This is a genomic window from Streptomyces sp. NPDC001348, assembly GCF_053597535.1.
Genome location: NZ_JBSFIK010000007.1, coordinates 1 through 19,578, shown reverse-complemented (window position 1 = coordinate 19,578; position 19,578 = coordinate 1). Strand labels below are relative to the sequence as shown.

Here is a 19,578-nt window from a genome sequence, read left to right as displayed (position 1 = left end):
CGATCACTTCTTGCGGCGACGACCCGCCTTGGCCTGCTTGCGCCGCTCGGCACGGGTGAGACCGTCGGCCTCGGAGCGCACGGGCTCGTCGTCGCTCTCGAAGTCGCCCTCGATGGTGCCGCCCTCACCGTCCACGGTCGGGGCGGAGAAGTGCAGGTTCCGGCGCTGCGGGGCGTCCAGCCCCTTGGCGCGGATCTCGGGACGTGCCCCGGCCTGCGCCGGAACCGTGTCCTGCGGCTGCTTCTCGAGGGACGGGGCGGCGTCCTCGACCGGGACCTCCTCGACCTGCTGCTCCACCTGGACCTCCAGGTTGAACAGGTAGCCGACGGACTCCTCCTTGATGCCCTCCATCATGGCCTGGAACATGTCGAAGCCCTCGCGCTGGTACTCCACCAGCGGGTCCTTCTGCGCCATCGCGCGCAGGCCGATGCCCTCCTGGAGGTAGTCCATCTCATAGAGGTGCTCACGCCACTTGCGGTCCAGGACCGACAGCACGACCCGGCGCTCCAGCTCACGCATGATCTCGGAGCCGAGCTGCGCCTCACGCGCCTCGTACTGCTCGCGGATGTCGTCCTTGATGGACTCGGAGATGAACTCGGCGGTCAGCCCGGCCCGGTCGCCGGCCGCCTCCTCCAGCTCCTCGATGGTGACCCGCACCGGGTAGAGCTGCTTGAAGGCGCCCCACAGCCGGTCAAGGTCCCAGTCCTCGGAGAAGCCCTCGGAGGTCTCCGCGTCGACGTACGCGTCGATCGTGTCGTCCATGAAGTGCTGCACCTGCTCCTGCAGGTCCTCGCCCTCCAGGACCCGGCGGCGCTCGCCGTAGATGACCTCGCGCTGCCGGTTGAGCACCTCGTCGTACTTCAGGACGTTCTTACGGGTCTCGAAGTTCTGCTGCTCGACCTGCGACTGGGCGGACGCGATCGCGCGCGTGACCATCTTGTTCTCGATCGGCACGTCGTCCGGCACGTTCGCCATGGACATCACGCGCTCGACCATCTGGGCCTTGAACAGCCGCATCAGGTCGTCGCCGAGGGAGAGGTAGAAACGGGACTCGCCGGGGTCGCCCTGACGGCCGGAACGACCGCGCAGCTGGTTGTCGATCCGGCGGGACTCGTGCCGCTCGGTGCCCAGCACGTACAGGCCGCCGAGCTCCTCGACCTCTTCCTTCTCGGCCTTGACCGCCTGCTCGGCCTTCTCCAGGGCGGCGGGCAGGGCGTGCGCCCACTCCTCGATGTGCTCCTCGGGGTCGAGGCCGCGCTGACGCAGCTCCGCCTCGGCGAGGTCCTCGGGGTTGCCGCCGAGCTTGATGTCCGTACCACGGCCGGCCATGTTCGTGGCGACCGTGACCGCGCCCTTGCGGCCCGCCTGCGCGACGATCGTCGCCTCACGGTCGTGCTGCTTGGCGTTGAGCACCTCGTGCTGGATGCCGCGCTTGCTCAGCTGCTGCGACAGGTACTCCGACTTCTCGACGGACGTCGTGCCGACGAGGATCGGCTGGCCCTTCTCGTGCTTCTCGGCGATGTCGTCGACGACCGCCTCGAACTTGGCCACCTCGGTGCGGTAGATCAGGTCCGACTGGTCCTTGCGGATCATCGGCTTGTTCGTCGGGATCGGGACCACGCCGAGCTTGTAGATCTGGTGGAACTCGGCGGCCTCGGTCATCGCCGTACCGGTCATGCCGGAGAGCTTCTTGTAGAGGCGGAAGAAGTTCTGCAGGGTGATCGTGGCGAGCGTCTGGTTCTCGTCCTTGATGTCCACCCCTTCCTTCGCCTCGATCGCCTGGTGCATGCCCTCGTTGTAGCGGCGGCCGGCGAGGATACGGCCGGTGTGCTCGTCGACGATCATGACTTCGCCGTCGATGACGACGTAGTCCTTGTCCTTCTTGAAGAGCTCCTTGGCCTTGATGGCGTTGTTCAGGTAGCCCACCAGAGGGGTGTTCACCGACTCGTAGAGGTTGTCGATGCCCAGCCAGTCCTCGACCTTCGAGACGCCGGACTCGTGGATGGCCACCGTCCGCTTCTTCTCGTCGACGTCGTAGTCGCCGGTCTCCTCCACGCCCTTGAGCGGGTTGCCGGCCTCGCCCTTCTTCAGACGCGTCACCAGCTTGGCGAAGTCGCCGTACCACTTGGTGGCCTGGTCGGCCGGGCCGGAGATGATCAGCGGCGTACGGGCCTCGTCGACGAGGATGGAGTCGACCTCGTCGACGATGGCGAAGTTGTGGCCCCGCTGGACGAGCTCGTCCTTGGCCCACGCCATGTTGTCGCGCAGGTAGTCGAAGCCGAACTCGTTGTTCGTGCCGTACGTGATGTCGCACAGGTACTGCTCGCGGCGCTGGGCCGGCGTCATGTTGGCGAGGATGCAACCAACCGTCAGGCCCAGGAACTTGTGGACGCGGCCCATCATCTCGGAGTCGCGCTCGGCCAGGTAGTCGTTGACCGTGATGAGGTGGACCCCGTCGCCGGAAAGGGCGTTCAGGTACGCGGGCAGCGTGCCGACGAGGGTCTTGCCCTCACCGGTCTTCATCTCGGCCACGTAGCCGAGGTGCAGGGCGGCGCCGCCCATCATTTGCACGTCGTAGTGCCGCTGGCCGAGGACGCGCTTGGCGGCCTCGCGGACGGTGGCGAACGCCTCGGGGAGCAGGTCGTCGAGGGTCTCACCATCGGCGTACCGCTGCTTGTACTCCTCGGTGAGAGCCCGCAGCTCGGCGTCGGAGAGGTCGACGAAGTCCTCTTCGATGGAGTTGACCTGGTCCGCGATGCGGTGCAGCTTGCGCAGGATTTTGCCTTCGCCTGCACGCATGATCTTCGAGAGGACGGACACGGGGGCTGGTCTCCTTGCCGGTCGGGCCTTGGGACGGTCGGTTTCCATTTGACGTACTGAGCAACGGCCATCGTATGCGAGGACCCGGCCACGCCGGGAGGGCCTGGCCGTCCGGGGAGTGCTCCAACCGGCACAACGGACGGGTCGTCCGGATAGTGCCGCACCGGCGCGAGGAATTGTGCGAAGTGTGATCACCCGCTCACGCATCGCTCAACGACTGGCCTCCCCGGGGCGGCCCGTCCAGAATCGGCCGATGGAACCCGTCACGCTGACCACGGACCGTCTTGTGCTGCGCACCGTCGGTCCGGACGACACCGAGGCGGTGTACGAGGCCGTGCAGGACCCCGGCATCCAGCGCTGGACCACGATCCCCTCGCCCTATCTGCCGGAGCACGCGCGCGGCTTCACGGAGCGGACGGTCCCCGACGGCTGGTCACAGGGTTCGATGTTCACCTTCGGGATCTTCCTCACCGGCGGGGAACTGGCCGGGATGCTCGGCCTCACGATGCGCGCGCCGGCCGTGGCCGAGGTCGGATACTGGGCGGCCAGGGAACACCGCGGCCATGGCTATGTCACGGAGGCGACGCTCACCGCCTGCCGGTGGATCTTCACCGGGCTGGGCGTCGACCGTGTCGAGTGGCGTGCCGAGGTCGGCAACCACGCCTCGCGCGCGGTGGCCGAACGCGCGGGCTTCACCATCGAGGGCACGCTGCGCTCCGCGCTCAACAACAAGGGGGTGCGGCGGGACTGCTGGGTCGGCTCCCTGCTCCCGTCGGACCTGGGGCTGCCGTCCACGTCCCCATACCTGCCCGGGCGCGACACCAATGTCAGTGGCATCCCCTATCGTCCGAACCCATGACGACCCCGCGCCCCGCCATCGAACTCTCCGCAGACGACGCCCGCCGTATCGCCCTGCGCGCACAGGGCTTCCTCGGCGCACCGGACCGCCGGGCGGGCGTCCGCGGTGTCCTCCGCCACCTCGGCGCGGTCCAGCTGGACACCATCTCGGTTCTCGCCCGCTCCCATGAACTCGTCCCCTACGCGCGCCTGGGCGCGGTCGGCCGCAAGACGGTCGAGCAGGCCTACTGGCGGGACACGCACGCCTTCGAGTACTGGTCCCACGCCGCCTGCATCCTCCCGGTCGAGGAGTGGCCGCACTTCGCGTTCCGCCGCCGCGCTTACCGCGACCGCCCGCACTGGCACCACCAGCTGCCCGACGGCGTCTACGAGCAGGTCATCAAGCAGTTGCGCGCCGAAGGCCCGCTCACCGCCACCGAACTGGGCGGCGCCAAGCGGACCAGCGAGTGGTGGGACTGGTCCGGCACGAAGGTCGCCGTCGAGCGGGCGCTGATGTACGGCGAGGTGGTCTGTGTGGAGCGCCGCGGCTGGAAACGCGTGTACGACCTCGCCGAACGCGCCGTCCCGGACGCGCTGCTGCACGACGAGCTGGACGACACCGAATGCCTGCTCCGTCTGGTCCGGCTGGCGGGCCAGTCCCTCGGTGTGGGCACGCGCGCGGACATAGCCGACTACCACCGCCTCAAGGGTGAGCAGGTCGACGCGGTGATCGCGGACTCGGGCCTGGTCCCGGTCACGGTCGAGGGATGGGGCAAGCCCGCCTGGGCCGATCCGGCGGCTCTGGAGACACCCCCGCGCGGTCGGCACCGCACCACGCTGCTGTCCCCGTTCGACTCACTGATCTGGGAGCGGGCCCGCACGGAACGGATCTTCGGCTTCACGCACCGGCTGGAGGCCTACGTCCCCAAGCCGAAGCGGGTGTACGGCTACTTCGCCATGCCGGTCCTGGCCGGCGGCCGTCTGGTCGGCCGGGTGGACCCGGCCCGCGAGGGCAGCACCCTGGTGGCCAGACAGGTGACGCTGGACGGCCCCAAGGCGGTCCCGTCCGTGGCCCAGGCCCTCGTCGAGGCCGCGAGCTGGGTGGACTGCACAGGCGTACGAGTGGAACGCGTCGACGCCCCGGAACTCCGCGGGCCCCTGACCGTGGAACTCGCCCGCCTGCTCGGCTGAGTCACGACGAGCGCCGCTCACCGGATCTCGAGGATCTTCTCCCGCATCGCGTAGACCACCGCCTCCATCCTGGAGTGCAGCTGCAGCTTCTCCAGGATGTTGCGGACATGGTTCTTCACGGTGTTCTCGGAGATGAACAGCTCCTTGGCGATGTCCCGGTTGTTCATCCCGGTGGCGACCAGCTTGAGCACCTCGAGTTCCCGGTCGGTGAGCCGCGGCGCGGGCACCAGCCGGCGCTCGTCCGTGCGCTGGATCATCGACTTGAACTCGGTGAGCAGTTTCGACGCCATGGACGGGCTGATCTGCGACTGGCCGTCGGCCACCGCACGAATGGCGGTGGCCACCTCGTCGGTGGAGATCTCCTTGAGGAGGTATCCGGTCGCGCCGGCCTTGATCGCTTCGTAGAGATCGGCCTCTTCGTCGCTGATCGTCAGCATGATGATCTTCGCGCTGGGGGCCACCTCCTTGATGGAGGTGCACGCCTCGATCCCGCCGCGCTTGGGCATCCGCACGTCCATCAGAACGATGTCGGGCAGCAGATCGGCGGCCTTGTCGACGGCCTCGGCGCCGTCACCCGCCTCTCCCACCACCTGGATGTCCTCCTCGGCGGCGAGCACGATCTCCAGACCACGGCGGAAGAGGGCATGGTCGTCCACGACCAGGACTCTGATCGGCTCCTTGCGTGGAGCGCCCGCGTCCGGGCCCATGCCGACGACGCCGCCGTCGGCATCCTCCTCCTGCATCGGTCCGAAACTCTCCGCCATCGTTCCTCCCCCTGAAGGCTGTGGCCTGTGGTCCTGTGCCATCGCCAACCCAAGGCAGCGGCCCACCGGTTGGGCCGGTGCGGCCATGATTTCATGCCGGGACGCCACTGCGGTGACAGAGCGGGGCGCGAACCGGTCGCACACCGGTGCCCCTGGGGGCGCACAGCGCTCCAGGGGCACCTGATCGGCTGTCAGCCGGATGGTTCAGCCGCCCAGCGTGCCGCCGCCGGCCGCCGGGGGCTGTGCCTGAGCGACCATCGGGTCGGTGTTGAGGTGGATGACGCCGTAGTCGTAGGCGTGCCGCCGGTATACGACGCTCGGTTCCTTGGTCTCGGAGTCGACGAACAGGTAGAAGTCGTGCCCGACCAGTTCCATCTCGTAGAGAGCCTGGTCGAGGGTCATCGGGGAGGCGACGTGGGTCTTCTCGCGGACGATGAGGGGGCCTTCACCCTGCACTTCCAGCGAGCCGATCTTCTTCGTCGGTACTCCGCCCGTCTCTTCCTCGTGGACCGGGTGGCCGTTGCCGTTGAGCGTCGCCGCGTCCGGGACGTGGTCGGGGACCTCGGCTGCCGAGATCCGGCGGCCACGGCGCGAGAAACGCTTGTCGTGCTGCTTGCGCAGCCGGGCTTCCAGCTTCTCCGCCGCCAGGTCGAGTGCCGCGTACGGATCATTGGCCGCTGCCTCCGCCCGGATCACCGGACCGCGGGAGCGGAGAGTGATCTCCACCCGGTCGGAGCGGTCGGCCTGTCGGGGGTTGGGCTCCTTGGACACCTCGACATCGAGGCTGATCACCTTGGCATCGAGCTTCTGGATCTTGTCCAGCTTCAGCTTATCGGCCACGTGCTTGCGGAACCGCTCGGGCACCTCGGTCTTGCGGCCCTTGACGACGATGTCCACGCAGAACTCCGTTCCCGGATCACTCCGCATCAACGGCGGAGCATCTCCTTTTGCACCCGGTTCCGGTCAACCCCGGAACCCTCGGACTCGGTGACGTCCACCTCCTCCCCCACGGGCGAGCTCTCCACCCCGCCGGCGCGGGTGATTGCAGGAAACCCGCGGCACGGCATTCGAATATGAGGGGTATGGCCTGCGGCTTTCCCTCACAACCGAACATATCTCGCCCGGACGGATGTCGTCACCCTCTACTGCGGCGTACCTCCGTTCAGGTGAATTAGCCCTCTCACAACCTGCAACGTCGTAAGTTCGAAGTCAGTTCCGGTTCGTTTCGAAGGAATCCGGCGGCGCCGCGATCACAGCCGCGCGGACCACCGTTCCTCCCGTTGATCCAGCCCTCCGTTCCCCCATCTCTTCCCGGGTTGGGTGGGCGTACACAGCCGTTCTCGCGCCGTCGTGGGCGAGGGCGTGCCGTACGGCACGCGCCGCTTCCGTCAGGGAGGCGCCCGTCGTGATCAGATCGTCCACGAGTACGAGCCGACCCCCGCCGAGCAGCCGGGCACCGCCCGCCCGCACCTCCAGCGCGCCCGCGAGATTGTCCAGCCGCCGACGCGAGTCGAGCCCTGACTGGTCGGCCACGGCACGCCGCTGCCGCAGTACCGCCGCCACCCGGGCCGGAGTCCCGGCGCGCCGCAGCTCACCCGCCGCTGCCAACGCGATCCGCCGCACCGGATCGTGCCCGCGTGACCGCACGGCCCGCCGTGCGGAAGGCACCGGCACAAGCAGCACGGGCCCGCCGACCGGCCCGGCGGCCGACGCCCGCACCGCCCCCGCCAAGGCCGCCCCGAGGGCACCCGCCAGGGTCAGCGCGCCCCGCTCCTTGTGGGCGAGGAGAGCCGCCCGCACCTCGTCCCCGTAAGGAGCCGCCGCATGGACCTCCGGCAGCCCAGGCGGCTCCGGCACCGGTCGCACCCGGCACGGTGCGGCTCCGCTCAGGGCAGCACGGCACTCAGGGCAGAGCACCGTGCGAGGCCTTCCGCAGCCTCCGCACTCGGCCGGCAGCACCAGGTCGGTGAGGTCCTGCCACCACCCCCGCATGGCTTCCACTGTGCCAACGCCCGTCCGGACCGGCCACCCCTGTGGAAAACTCCCTGTGGACAACTCACCCCGGATAGACCGGCGCGGATCCCTCCTTGACCACCTTCTGCCACTGGGCCCCCGACGGCAGCCGTACGATCCCGTCCTCCGAGTACGCCACCAGCGGCAACTGGTCGTCCTCGGACGCGGTGATCGCCCGCACACCCGAAAGAGCCGCGGGCGCCGGCCCGTCCGGTGTGGAGCCGTCGATCTGGACGTACCGCATCTGCAGCACGCCTCCGTGCTCCTGTCCCGCCACCACGAGCCGGCTGTCGCCCGCCCAGGACATGGCGGTGACCTCCTCCAGCTCCGGTGTCACCGAACGCAGTTCGGTGACGGAGACCGGGTGTCCCGCCGACCTTTCGTCCCGCTCGATGCGTCCCACGAGCAGGGACTGCTTGCCGTCCTTCTCCACCACGAGCGCCATCCGCACCCCGTCGGCGGCCACCCGCACGTCCTTGATGCGTCCGGGCAGCGCGGGGGTCTGCACGGTGACCGGCTCCCCCCTGCCCTGCTCCAGCAGGAGCAGCCTGGGACGGTGCGGATCACGGTCGGCCACCCAGAGGTCGCCCCGGGCGTCCCAGCTCGGCGTGGTCAGCCGGTCGTCCTTGGTCGCGCCCTGACTGGTGACCAACGGGTCACCGAGCGGGCTTCCCGGGGTCAGCGACGCGACAAAGAGCGACTTGCCGTCGACGTCGACCCCGGCCGCGGTGCGCTCGTCGCGCGCGACGGCCGCCGAGCGCAGCTCCTTGCCGGTCTCCCCCAGCGCGCCCGGCACCGGCACCGGCACGGCGCTGGTCCCGCCGCTGTGGCCGGCCATCCGTACCAGCCGGTGCTTGCCGTCGAGGAAGTACAGGTACTCGGGGCTCTTCGCCGCCGCGTCCCAGGTGGTGCGCTCGGCATGTTCCTCGTCGAGGTCGCACAGCCTCCTGCCGTCGGCGCTCCGCAGCTCCACCGTGTCCACCACGGGCGCCATGCCGCGCAGGGTGAACAGCAGCTGGGTGGCCATCTCGGCGCACTGTGCCGGCCCCACCCGGGAGGCCTTGCCGTTCAGCGGCACCGTCAGCTTGTTCTGGTCGTCGGGTGTCAGCGAGGCGGTGCCCTTACGCAGCGCCGCACCGGTGGGGAAGCTGGATCTGACCACGGGCGACAGCCAGGTCGTGGGTCCGTGGATCAGGGACCGCACCACTTGGGTCATCGGGTCCACGCCCTCGCGCACGAAGACCGGGTCGGCGACGGCCGCCGGCTGACCGCTCGTCCCGACCGAGGTGTTCGAGGCGAAGTAGTACTTGTTGACGGACCTGTAGTTGCGCTGGAAGTCGGACTGGCCCATCACCACGCCCTGGGGCAGCTCGCTGATGCGCCACTGCTTGGTCTTCGCGTCCTGCGTCAGGCGCACCTTCCTGCTGTACGCCCTGTCGGCGGGCGCATAGGCCTGCTGTTTGTCCACCGTGGCGACGCTGGTTCCGGCCAGCGTGTACGAGCGGCTGCCGGCGTCCTCACGGTCGGCCACCCGCCCGTCGGATTGGATATTCGGCCCGTCCGCGAGCACGGTGGCCGACTGCTCCGGCCGCCATCGGCGCGCGGCGTCGGCGGTCAGATACTTGCGCGCGGTGTCGTAGTGCGGGTCGTCGCTGGTCAGCGCCTCCAGGAAGCCCTGCACTATCTCCCAGGGCTGGGCGCCCTCGGCGGGCGGCATCGCGAAGACCCGCACCTGGGTGTCCTGCCTGGGCGTGGACTCGACGTCGCGCAGGTCTCCGCTGTCGGGCATCGAGGCGCACCCCGCCAGCAGTACGACGCCGCACGCGGCGTACGCCGCCGCGCGCACCGGCCGCCGACGCACGCCCCCCTCGTGGTCAGCGCCCACGAAATGCCTCCCCTGGCTTGTTCGAGTCCTCAACGGCGTCCTCGCGTGCCGTACCGGCCGGCGGGTCGTCCTGCCGCCGTGCGCCTCCGATGGGCCGGGGCACCACGCGCGCGCCGTTGCCGGGCAGCGCGGTCGGGTCGGCGGCGGGAGTCACCGTGGCCATCCGGGGCACGATCGGGGCACGCGCCGGCAGCTGCGTCTGCCCGCCGGTCGGCTGCATCGGGACGGTGGCGTGCTTGTCGTCGCCCCCGCCCGGCAGGCCGGCGTCGTCCAGTCCGCGGTTGCGTCGCGAGTCCTTGGGTTCCAGGGGTATCGGCGAGCCCCGCAACGGTTCGTCCGCGGTCCGCGGCAGCGTCAGCCGGAACTGCGATCCGCCGCCCGGCTCGCCCCAGGCCTGCAGCCAGCCGCCGTGCAGCCGGGCGTCCTCCAGCGCGATCGACAATCCCAGACCCGTGCCTCCGGTGGTACGCGCGCGTGCCGGATCCGCACGCCAGAAGCGGCTGAAGACGCGGGTCGCCTCGCCGGGCTTGAGCCCGACGCCGTAGTCGCGCACCGCGACGGCGACCGCGCCGCCCGCCGCGGCGAGCTTGACGATGACGTCCTTGCCCTCACCGTGCTCCACGGCGTTGACGACGAGGTTGCGCAGCACCCGCTCCACGCGCCGGGCGTCCGCCTCGGCCACGACCGGCTGCTGGTCGCCGACCACACGTATGCGCGTGCCCTTGCGCTCCGCGAGCGGCGCGGCACCGCTGACGACCCGCCGTACGACCTCCCTGAGGTCGATCGGCTCGGCCTCCAGGGCAGCCGCGCCCGCGTCGAAGCGGCTGATCTCGAGCAGGTCCGCGAGCAGCGACTCGAACCGGTCCAGCTGGTCGGCCAGCAGCTCCGCCGACCGGGCGGTCACCGGGTCGAAGTCCTCGCGGGCCTCGTGAATGACGTCGGCGGCCATCCGCACGGTCGTCAGCGGGGTGCGCAGCTCGTGCGACACGTCGGACACGAACCGCCGCTGCATCCGCGACAGGTCCTCCAGCTGGCTGATCTTCAGCTGCAGGTTCTGCGCCATCTTGTTGAAGGCCTCGCCGAGCCGCGCGATGTCGTCCTCGCCGGTGACCTTCATCCGTTCCTGCAGCTTCCCCGCGGACAGCCGCTCGGCGATCCCGGCCGCCATCCGCACGGGTGTGACGACCTGCCGGACAACCAGCCATGCGATGGCCCCGAGGAGTACGACCACGAACAGCCCGGCGGTCGCCAGCGTGCCCTTGACCAGGCTCAGCGACTTCTCCTCCTGCGTGAGCGGGAAGAGGTAGTAGAGCTGGTACGGGTCCCCGTTGGGATCGTTGACCTGCTTGCCGATGACCAGCGCCGGCTGGGACTCCTGGCCGTTGTTGTAGACGATGCGGGTGTAGCTCTGGGCCGCCGTCGTGTTCTCGTCGATCCGCGTGCGCAGATCGTCCGGCACGCTGTTCGTGGCGTCCACGTACCGCGGGCCGCGCGGGCTGCGCCCGCCACCGCTCCCGTCGCCGGCCGGCAGCGTCACCACGTCGAACGCGCCCTGACCGCCGCTGGAGAGCGACTCGACGAGGTCGCTCATCCACGGGGCGACGTTCTGGGACTGGCGTCCGTCCGCGGGCGAGGTGTCGTCGGCGGTGGCGGTGCTTCCCGCCGCCTCGTCGGCCTTCTGCTTGGCCACGGCGAACCCGCCGGTGGCCTGGCTCTGCGACGCCTTCACCTTGGCGTCCAGCAGACCGTTGCGCACCTGGCCGATGACGACGAAGCCCAGCAGGAGGACGACGCCCAGCGACATCAGCAGCGTCGTGGCGACGACCTTCAGCTGGATGTTGCGCCGCCACAACCGCATCATCGGCAGCAGCGGCCGGCGCACCCAGCGCATGATCAGCCGGAGGACCGGGCTGCCCTGGACCCCGCCCTGCAGCAGCCCGCCCTCCAAGAGACGCCCCCAGCGCGAACCCGCCGCCTTACGGCCGACAGACCGCCCCGGACGGTCCCCGGACCGGCCGGGAGCCGAAGCGGCACTGTCTCCTGACATGTCAGCTCGGTCCCGCCTTGTAACCGACACCCCGCACCGTCACCACGATCTCCGGCCGCTCCGGGTCCTTCTCGACCTTGGAGCGCAGCCGCTGCACATGCACGTTGACCAGCCGGGTGTCCGCCGCGTGCCGGTAACCCCACACCTGCTCCAGCAGCACCTCACGCGTGAACACCTGCCACGGCTTGCGTGCGAGCGCGACCAGCAGGTCGAACTCCAGCGGCGTCAGCGCGATCGACTGCCCCTCCCGCTTCACCGAGTGACCGGCCACATCGATGACCAGGTCACCGATGGCCAGCTGCTCCGGCGCCGGCTCCTCCGACCTCCGCAGCCGCGCCCGGATCCGGGCCACCAGCTCCTTGGGCTTGAAGGGCTTCACGATGTAGTCATCGGCGCCGGACTCCAGGCCCACGACGACATCGACGGTGTCGCTCTTCGCCGTGAGCATCACGATCGGCACACCGGACTCGGCCCTGATCAGGCGGCACACCTCGATGCCGTCCCGTCCGGGCAGCATCAGGTCGAGCAGCACAAGGTCCGGCTTGGCCTCCCGGAATGCGGCCAGCGCCTTGTCGCCGTCGGCCACGAAAGACGGCTCAAAACCTTCACCACGCAGCACGATGCCGAGCATCTCGGCCAGTGCGGTGTCGTCGTCGACGACGAGGACTCGTCCCTTCATAAACGACATCATCCCATTCTCGTAACGGTGACCAGGCTGGTGGTGAGGGAGGTCACTGACCTGTGACGATAGTCGTACGGGACTACTACTGTCTGCGCTTCCCCTCGTCAGCCGATCACCGCCCCGCGGGAACCGGCGGTCAGCGCCGCCAGCGCCTCGGCCGTCACCGGTGAGACGGCGCCCTCCTCGGTGACGATCGCGGTGATCAGCTCCGGCGGCGTCACGTCGAACGCCGGGTTGTACGCCTGGGTCCCCAGGGGGGCCACCGGTATCCCGCCGCCCGGTCCCGTCACCGGCATCTGCGGTGCGGCGACCTCGGTCACCTCGAAACCGGGGCGCTGCTCGACCTCGATGGACGCCCCGTCCGGCGTCTGCGGATCGACCGTCGTCACCGGCGCCACCACGATGAACGGCACATGGTGGTACCGCGCCAGCACCGCGAGCGGGTAGCTGCCCACCTTGTTCGCCACCGAACCGTCGGCCGCGATACGGTCCGCCCCGACCAGCACCGCGTCCACCTCCCCGGCCGCGAACAAGGAACCCGCCGCGTTGTCGGTCAGCAAGGTGTACGCCATGCCGCTGCGCGCCGCCTCGTACGCCGTCAGCCGGGCGCCCTGCAGCAGCGGGCGCGTCTCGTCCACCCACAGGCGGCGCAACCGGCCGGCGCGGTGCGCGGCGAGCGCAACCGCGAACGCCGTTCCCTCACCGCCCGACACCAGGGAACCGGTGTTGCAGTGGGTGAGGATCCGGTGCCCGCCGCCGGGCAGCAACTCGTCCAGCAGCGCCACCCCGTGCTCGGCCATGCGCACGCTGGCCTCGGCGTCCTCCCTGTGCAGGGCCCGTGCCGCGGCCAGCGCAGCCGCAGCCGCCTGCCGCCCGTCCCCGCCCCTGCCGAGCGCGGCCTGGTAAGCGGCCCTGGCCCTGCGCACTCCGACGGACAGGTTCACAGCGGTGGGCCGTGCACCCTCGAGCGCCCCGGCGGCCTCCTCCACGTCGAAACCCCGCGCGGCGGCGAGCGCGACACCGTACGCGCCCGCGATACCGAGCAGCGGCGCACCGCGCACGGCCAGCGAACGGATCGCCTCGACCAGCGCCGCCGCGTCCGTACAGACCAGCTCGACCTCCTCGGTCGGCAGCCTCGTCTGGTCGAGGAGGACCAGTACGGGCCCTTCGGGTGGCTCCTCCCATCGGATCACAGGTTTCTCGGTCGGCCGTGTGTCCTCTTGGGCTTGCGCGTACTGATCAGCCATGCCGTCAGTCTGCCCCGGATCCGGCGGACAATTGAAGGTGCGCTGCGCATACCGCGGCCGATCCCCCCAGGACCGCCCCATGGCACGATGGCTGCCAACCTTCCGCCGCGACCGCGGGCGGGCACCGTGAAGGAGCTTCGATGAAAGACACTCCGGGCTGGGCCTCGCCCGGATCCGTCCCCTCCGACGGGCAGGAAGCCGGCACGTCGCAGCCTGCCGAGCCGGCCGACCGGCCGGACCCCGCGCAGCCCGCCGGACAACCGGGCGCCGGCGCGCAGGACCCCGGCTCGAAGTGGTCCAAGGAGCAGCCACCGCCAGGCCAGTGGTCCGCGCCCGCTGGTGGTACCGGCCCGGCGCAGGCACCGCCGCCTCCACCCCCCGGCCCGGGCTGGGGCGGCCAGTACCCAGGCGGCGGACAGCCGGGCCCGGGCGGATACGGCCCCCCCGGCGGGTACGCGGGCCCCGGTGGCCCCGGTGGATATGGCCGGCCCGGCGGATACGGTGCCTGGGGCGGCTGGGGCGGTCCCCCGCCCGCGGCCAAACCGGGCGTGATCCCGCTGCGCCCGCTCGGCGTCGGAGAGATCCTCGACGGCGCCGTCTCCACCATGCGCACCTACTGGCGCACCGTCCTCGGCATCTCGCTGACCGTCGCGGTGCTCACCGAAACCCTCGTCGTCCTCCTCCAAGGCCTCGTCCTCAAGGACACCGCCGGCACCGCGGCCCTCGACGACCCGAGCGCCACCCTCAGCGAAGTCACCCGCGCCATGGGTGACGTCATGCTCAGTTCCGGCGTCGTCATCCTGATCTCCCTGATCGGCACGATCGTCGCGACCGCCATGCTGACGGCCGTGACCAGCCGAGCCGTACTGGGCAAGCCGGTGACCACCGGGGAGGCCTGGCGGGACGCCCGCCCGCAAATCCCGAAGCTGTTCGGCCTCATCTTCCTGCTGCTGCTCATCGCCTTCGGCATCGCTCTCGCGGGAGCACTGCCCGGAATCCTCGTCGCGGTCGCCGGCGGAGGCACGGACGGCGCCGCCGCGCTCGCCGTCCTCGGCCTCTTCGGCGCCGCGATCGTCACCCTCTGGCTCATGATCCGCTTCTCCCTCGCCTCGCCGGCACTGATGCTGGAGAAGCAGGGCATCCTGAAGTCGATGAGCCGGTCCGCGAAGCTGGTCCGCGGTGCCTGGTGGCGAGTCTTCGGCATCCAGCTGCTCGCCGCGATCATCGCGAACATCGTCGCCTCGATCGTCGCCATCCCCTTCGCCGTGATCGCGGCCGCGGTCAGCGGCAACGGTTTCGCCCACTTCGTCAACGGCTCCGGTGGCGACCTCGGCTGGGCCTTCCTGATCATCAGCGGTATCGGCTCGGTGATCGGCTCCATGATCACTTTCCCGATCACCGCGGGCGTCACCGTGCTCCTGTACATCGACCAGCGCATCCGCCGCGAGGCCCTCGACCTCGAACTGGCCCGCGCCGCCGGCGTCCAGAACTACGGCACCGGCACGACCCCGGGGAGCTGATGCGGTGAGCCTCACGGGGGGAGTTCTCGCCTCACTGGCGAGCTCCGGCGACGAGCCGCCGGTGACCATTTCACGCGACCCCGCGCGGGACGCGGCACGCCGCGAACTGGCCAAGAGGATGTACCACCAGAACGACCCCAGCCTCCTCGAACGCGCTCTCAACGCCCTCTGGGACTGGGTCGGCCGGGTGCTCAACGCCGCCTCGTCGGCGACCCCCGGAGGCACACTGGGCCTGGCCGTCGCCGTTCTGGCCGTAGTTGCCGTCCTGGCCGCACTGTGGTGGCGCCTGGGCACACCCCGCCGCGGGCCGACATCCGCCGCAGCCCTGTTCGACGACCGCCCCCGCAGTGCCGCCGAGCACCGCGCGGCCGCCGAGGCACACGCCGCCCAGGGCCACTGGAACCAGGCCGTCCAGGAACGCATGCGCGCCATCGTCCGCGCCCTGGAGGAACGAGCCCTGCTCGACGTCCGGCCCGGCCGCACAGCCGACGAGGCCGCCGCCGAAGCCGGCCGCTCACTGCCCTCGCACACCGACCGACTGAGGGCCGCCGCCCGCGAGTTCGACGACGTCACATACGGCGGACGCCGGGCAGGCCAGCAGTCGTACCACCGCATCACCGAACTCGACCAGGCCCTGGAAAACACCCGCCCAGCCCTCGCGAGCAGCGCCGGCAGCGCGCCCCCCGACAATCGCTCAGGGGCCGCCGGATGACCGCCGGGGCCACCCTTCCGTCCACCTCCGCCTCGCTCACCGCCCGACAGGCGTGGACCCGCGCTCGAGGCGTAGCCCTCGCTGTGGTGCTGCTCCTCATCGGTGCCGTCGCGATCGCCGTCGTACGCTCCGACGCCAGACACGGCGAGCTCGACCCCCGCTCGGCCGACCCCTACGGCAGCCGAGCGGTCTCCGCGCTCCTCGCCGAACGGGGCGTCTCCACGCGGGTGGTCACCACCCTCGACGAGGCACGCGCCGCGGCCGGCCCGAAAAACACGCTCCTGGTCGCAGAGCCCGACCTGCTGACCCACCGACAACAGTCGGAACTGCATTCCGCCACCGCCGACTCCGGCGGGCGCACCGTCCTCGTCGCCGCGGGGAGCTGGTCCGTCGGGCGGCTCTCCCCCGGCGTCACCGCGGACCCGGCCCACAGCTTCGACTCCACGCTCACCCCCCACTGCACCCTGCCCGCCGCCCGGCGCGCGGGCGCCGCGGACACGGGCGGTATCCGTTACACCACCAGCCACCTCGACGCCGACTCCTGCTACCCCAGCGAGCGCCTGGCCACCCTGATCCGCGTCCCTGCGGCATCCGGGGGTGGCGACACCGTCGTCCTCGGCGCGCCCGACATCCTCTTCAACGACCGTCTCGACGAGCAGGGCAACGCCTCGCTCGCCCTGCAACTCCTCGGCTCGCGCCCCCATCTGGTCTGGTACCTCCCCTCGCTCTCCGACACCTCGGCCACCGACACGAGCGACCGCAGAAGCTTCTTCGACCTGCTCCCGTCGGGCTGGCTCTGGGGCACACTGCAGCTCTTCATCGCCGCCGCCCTCGCCGCGCTCTGGCGGGCACGCCGGCTCGGCCCCCTCGTCCCCGAACGACTCCCCGTAGCGATTCGGGCCTCCGAAACCGTCGAAGGCCGCGCCCGCCTCTACCGCAAGGCCAACGCCCGCGACCGCGCCTCGGCCGCGCTGCGCTCCACCGCCCGCACCCGCCTCGCTCCCCTCGTCGGCGTCCCCGTCACCCAGGCACACGCGCCCGAGGCCCTGCTGCCCGCACTGTCAGCCCATCTGCACGGCGACGGACAGTCCCTGCACTCCCTCCTGTTCGGCCCGCCACCCGGCGACGACGCCGCTCTCATCGCACTCTCCGACCAACTCGACGCCCTCGAAAGAGAGGTACGCCGTCCATGATGGACCCGACCACCGACAACGCCGGGTACACCCGGGATCCGGGCGCCGCCCGGGCCTCCCTGGAGGCCCTGCGCGCCGAGATCGCCAAAGCCGTGGTCGGTCAGGATCCCGCCGTGACCGGCCTCGTCGTCGCCCTCCTCTGCCGCGGACACGTACTACTAGAAGGAGTCCCCGGAGTCGCCAAAACGTTGCTCGTCCGGGCCCTCGCATCCGCACTCGAACTCGAGACGAAACGCGTCCAGTTCACCCCCGACCTCATGCCCAGCGACGTCACCGGCTCCCTCGTCTACGACACCCGCACCGCCGAGTTCTCGTTCCAGCCGGGCCCGGTCTTCACCAATCTGCTGCTCGCCGACGAGATCAACCGCACGCCTCCCAAGACCCAGTCCTCCCTCCTCGAGGCCATGGAGGAACGCCAGGTCACGGTCGACGGCACACCCCGTCCACTCCCCGAGCCGTTCCTGGTCGCCGCCACCCAGAACCCGGTCGAGTACGAAGGCACGTACCCCCTGCCCGAGGCACAACTGGACCGTTTCCTCCTCAAACTGACGATCCCTCTCCCCTCACGCCAGGACGAGATCGACGTCCTCACCCGGCACGCCGAGGGCTTCAACCCACGCGACCTGCGCGGCGCCGGCCTACGTCCCGTCGCAGGCCCCGCCGACCTGGAGGCCGCGCGCGCCGCCGTCGCCGAGACGGCGATCTCACCCGAGATCACCGCTTACGTGGTCGACATCTGTCGCGCCACACGCGAGTCCCCGTCGCTGACCCTCGGTGTCTCGCCCCGCGGCGCGACCGCCCTCCTGGCCACCGCACGCGCCTGGGCGTGGCTGACCGGCCGCGACTACGTCATCCCCGACGATGTGAAGGCCCTGGCCCTGCCCACTCTCCGCCACCGCGTGCAGTTGCGCCCGGAGGCCGAGATGGAGGGCGTCACGGCCGACTCCGTCATCAACGCGATCCTCGCCCACGTTCCGGTGCCCCGCTGATGGCCTTCACCGGACGCGCAGCTCTTGTCGCGGCCCTCGGCTCGATTCCCGTCGGCATCTGGGGACCCGGCTGGACGGGGATCCTCGCGGTCAACGCGCCGTTGGCCGTGGCCTGCGCATGCGACTTCGCTCTCGCGGCGCCCGTACGACACCTCTTGCTGACCCGCTCCGGGGACACGTCCGTGCGCCTGGGTGAGACCGCCGACGTGACGCTCACCGTCACCAACCCCTCCCGGCGCCCGTTGCGGGCCCGGCTGCGGGACGCCTGGCCGCCGAGCAGCTGGCTGCCCGGCACGGAGGTCGACGCGTCCCGGCACCGCCTCTCGGTGCCGGCGGGCGAACGCCGCCGCGTGACGACCAGGCTGAGGCCCACCCGCCGCGGTGACCGGCAGGCCGACCGTGTGACCGTTCGCTCCTACGGCCCCCTCGGTCTGTTCGCCCGCCAAGGCGCACACCGGGTTCCGTGGACCGTACGGGTGCTGCCTCCGTTCACCAGCCGAAAGCACCTTCCGTCGAAACTCGCTCGGCTGCGTGAACTCGACGGCCGCACCAGTGTGCTGACCCGCGGCGAGGGCACCGAATTCGACAGCCTGCGCGAGTACGTTCCGGGCGACGACACCCGCTCCATCGACTGGCGTGCCACGGCCCGTCAGTCGGCGGTCGCGGTACGCACCTGGCGCCCTGAACGCGACCGGCACATCCTCCTGGTACTCGACACCGGCCGCACCTCTGCGGGACGGGTCGGCGACGCGCCCCGGCTGGACGCCTCCATGGACGCGGCGCTGCTCCTCGCCGCCCTCGCGTCCCGGGCCGGTGACCGCGTGGACCTCCTCGCTTACGACCGCCGGATCCGCGCCCTGGTGCAGGGCCGTGCCGCGGGGGACGTGTTGCCGTCCCTCGTCAATGCGATGGCGACGCTGGAACCGGAACTCGTGGAGACCGACGCCCGGGGCCTCACTGCCACGGCGCTCAGGACGGCCCCGCGCCGCTCCTTGCTCGTCCTGTTCACCACTCTCGACGCGGCTCCGGTCGAGCAGGGCCTGCTTCCTGTCCTTCCGCAGCTCACCCAGCGCCACACCGTCCTGCTGGCGTCTGCGGCGGATCCGCATGTCGCGCGCATGGCGACGGCTCGTGGAAGCACCGAGGCGGTTTACGAGGCTGCTGCCGCCGCCCAGGCGCAGACGGAACGGCACTGGACGGCCGAGCAGCTTCGCCGTCATGGTGTGACAGTCGTCGACGCGGCGCCCGATGATCTGGCTCCGGCGCTCGCCGATGCGTATTTGGCTCTCAAGGCGGCGGGGCGGCTCTGAAACGCCGGCCCCGCCGGGCCCTTCGAGCCTTTAACTCGAGCCTTTAACGCAGAAAACCCCCGCACCGTGTGGTGCGGGGGTTTTCCCAAGAATTGTTCGGCGGTGTCCTACTCTCCCACAGGGTCCCCCCTGCAGTACCATCGGCGCTGTGAGGCTTAGCTTCCGGGTTCGGAATGTAACCGGGCGTTTCCCTCACGCTATGACCACCGAAACACTATGAAACTGAACGCCGCACCATGTGTGGCACATGGGGCTGTTCGTGGTTTCAGAACCAACACAGTGGACGCGAGCAACTGAGGACAAGCCCTCGGCCTATTAGTACCGGTCACCTCCACCAGTTACCTGGCTTCCAGATCCGGCCTATCAAC

General features: G+C 70.5%; 15 protein-coding genes and 1 rRNA gene. 7 read left to right on the top strand and 9 right to left on the bottom strand.

The window, feature by feature from the left end; all coding sequences use genetic code 11:
- Nucleotides 1-3: 3 nt before the first annotated feature.
- Nucleotides 4-2,820 (bottom strand): preprotein translocase subunit SecA, encoded by a 2,817-nt coding sequence (gene secA, locus ACWC21_RS09665; RefSeq protein WP_450879882.1) that lies wholly within the window; start codon nucleotides 2,818-2,820, stop codon nucleotides 4-6.
- 253 nt (nucleotides 2,821-3,073) lie between these two features.
- Between secA and ACWC21_RS09660 the strand changes: the two genes are divergently transcribed.
- Both ACWC21_RS09660 and ACWC21_RS09655 read left to right on the top strand, forming a co-directional pair.
- On the top strand, nucleotides 3,074-3,679 hold the full coding sequence (locus tag ACWC21_RS09660; protein WP_450879880.1) for a GNAT family N-acetyltransferase: 606 nt from the start codon (nucleotides 3,074-3,076) through the stop codon (nucleotides 3,677-3,679).
- On the top strand, nucleotides 3,676-4,848 hold the full coding sequence (locus tag ACWC21_RS09655) for a winged helix-turn-helix domain-containing protein (protein ID WP_450879878.1): 1,173 nt from the start codon (nucleotides 3,676-3,678) through the stop codon (nucleotides 4,846-4,848). The genes ACWC21_RS09660 and ACWC21_RS09655 overlap by 4 nt, the downstream gene beginning before the upstream one ends.
- 17 nt (nucleotides 4,849-4,865) lie before the next feature.
- On the opposite strand, the gene ACWC21_RS09650 is transcribed toward ACWC21_RS09655, so the two are convergent.
- From ACWC21_RS09650 to mtnA, 7 genes are all read right to left on the bottom strand, one after another.
- Complete coding sequence (locus ACWC21_RS09650; protein ID WP_450879876.1) at nucleotides 4,866-5,612, bottom strand: response regulator; 747 nt, start codon at nucleotides 5,610-5,612, stop codon at nucleotides 4,866-4,868.
- A gap of 204 nt (nucleotides 5,613-5,816) precedes the next feature.
- Entirely contained in the window at nucleotides 5,817-6,509 is a 693-nt protein-coding gene (gene hpf, locus ACWC21_RS09645; RefSeq protein WP_450880209.1) for a ribosome hibernation-promoting factor, HPF/YfiA family, read from the bottom strand.
- 312 nt (nucleotides 6,510-6,821) lie between these two features.
- On the bottom strand, nucleotides 6,822-7,604 hold the full coding sequence (locus ACWC21_RS09640; RefSeq protein ID WP_450879874.1) for a ComF family protein: 783 nt from the start codon (nucleotides 7,602-7,604) through the stop codon (nucleotides 6,822-6,824).
- 64 nt (nucleotides 7,605-7,668) lie between these two features.
- On the bottom strand, nucleotides 7,669-9,510 hold the full coding sequence (locus tag ACWC21_RS09635) for an LpqB family beta-propeller domain-containing protein (RefSeq protein ID WP_450879872.1): 1,842 nt from the start codon (nucleotides 9,508-9,510) through the stop codon (nucleotides 7,669-7,671).
- Nucleotides 9,500-11,557 carry an MtrAB system histidine kinase MtrB gene (mtrB, locus tag ACWC21_RS09630; RefSeq protein WP_450879870.1) on the bottom strand — a complete coding sequence of 686 codons (2,058 nt, stop codon included), beginning with the start codon at nucleotides 11,555-11,557 and terminating at the stop codon, nucleotides 9,500-9,502. Before mtrB ends, ACWC21_RS09635 begins: the two co-directional genes overlap by 11 nt.
- Nucleotide 11,558: 1 nt before the next feature.
- Nucleotides 11,559-12,248: a two-component system response regulator MtrA gene (gene mtrA, locus ACWC21_RS09625; protein ID WP_187281934.1), complete on the bottom strand. Its 690-nt coding sequence runs from the start codon at nucleotides 12,246-12,248 to the stop codon at nucleotides 11,559-11,561.
- A 95-nt stretch (nucleotides 12,249-12,343) separates the two neighbouring features.
- A complete protein-coding gene (gene mtnA / locus ACWC21_RS09620; protein WP_450879867.1) occupies nucleotides 12,344-13,486 on the bottom strand; it encodes an S-methyl-5-thioribose-1-phosphate isomerase in 1,143 nt (380 codons plus the stop codon).
- 140 nt (nucleotides 13,487-13,626) lie between these two features.
- Between mtnA and ACWC21_RS09615 the strand changes: the two genes are divergently transcribed.
- From ACWC21_RS09615 to ACWC21_RS09595, 5 genes are read left to right on the top strand one after another with little or no spacing between them, the layout of a single operon-like run.
- Nucleotides 13,627-15,006 carry a hypothetical protein gene (locus ACWC21_RS09615; RefSeq protein WP_450879865.1) on the top strand — a complete coding sequence of 460 codons (1,380 nt, stop codon included), beginning with the start codon at nucleotides 13,627-13,629 and terminating at the stop codon, nucleotides 15,004-15,006.
- A gap of 4 nt (nucleotides 15,007-15,010) precedes the next feature.
- Nucleotides 15,011-15,718 (top strand): DUF4129 domain-containing protein, encoded by a 708-nt coding sequence (locus tag ACWC21_RS09610; RefSeq protein ID WP_450879863.1) that lies wholly within the window; start codon nucleotides 15,011-15,013, stop codon nucleotides 15,716-15,718.
- Complete coding sequence (locus ACWC21_RS09605; protein WP_450879861.1) at nucleotides 15,715-16,911, top strand: DUF4350 domain-containing protein; 1,197 nt, start codon at nucleotides 15,715-15,717, stop codon at nucleotides 16,909-16,911. Before ACWC21_RS09610 ends, ACWC21_RS09605 begins: the two co-directional genes overlap by 4 nt.
- Nucleotides 16,911-17,900 (top strand): AAA family ATPase, encoded by a 990-nt coding sequence (locus tag ACWC21_RS09600; RefSeq protein ID WP_450880207.1) that lies wholly within the window; start codon nucleotides 16,911-16,913, stop codon nucleotides 17,898-17,900. The genes ACWC21_RS09605 and ACWC21_RS09600 overlap by 1 nt, the downstream gene beginning before the upstream one ends.
- Entirely contained in the window at nucleotides 17,900-19,210 is a 1,311-nt protein-coding gene (locus ACWC21_RS09595) for a DUF58 domain-containing protein (protein ID WP_450879859.1), read from the top strand. The genes ACWC21_RS09600 and ACWC21_RS09595 overlap by 1 nt, the downstream gene beginning before the upstream one ends.
- Nucleotides 19,211-19,304: 94 nt before the next feature.
- Here the strand turns inward: ACWC21_RS09595 and rrf are convergent.
- A 5S ribosomal RNA gene (rrf, locus tag ACWC21_RS09590) occupies nucleotides 19,305-19,421 on the bottom strand.
- Between the last annotated feature and the right edge of the window lie 157 nt (nucleotides 19,422-19,578).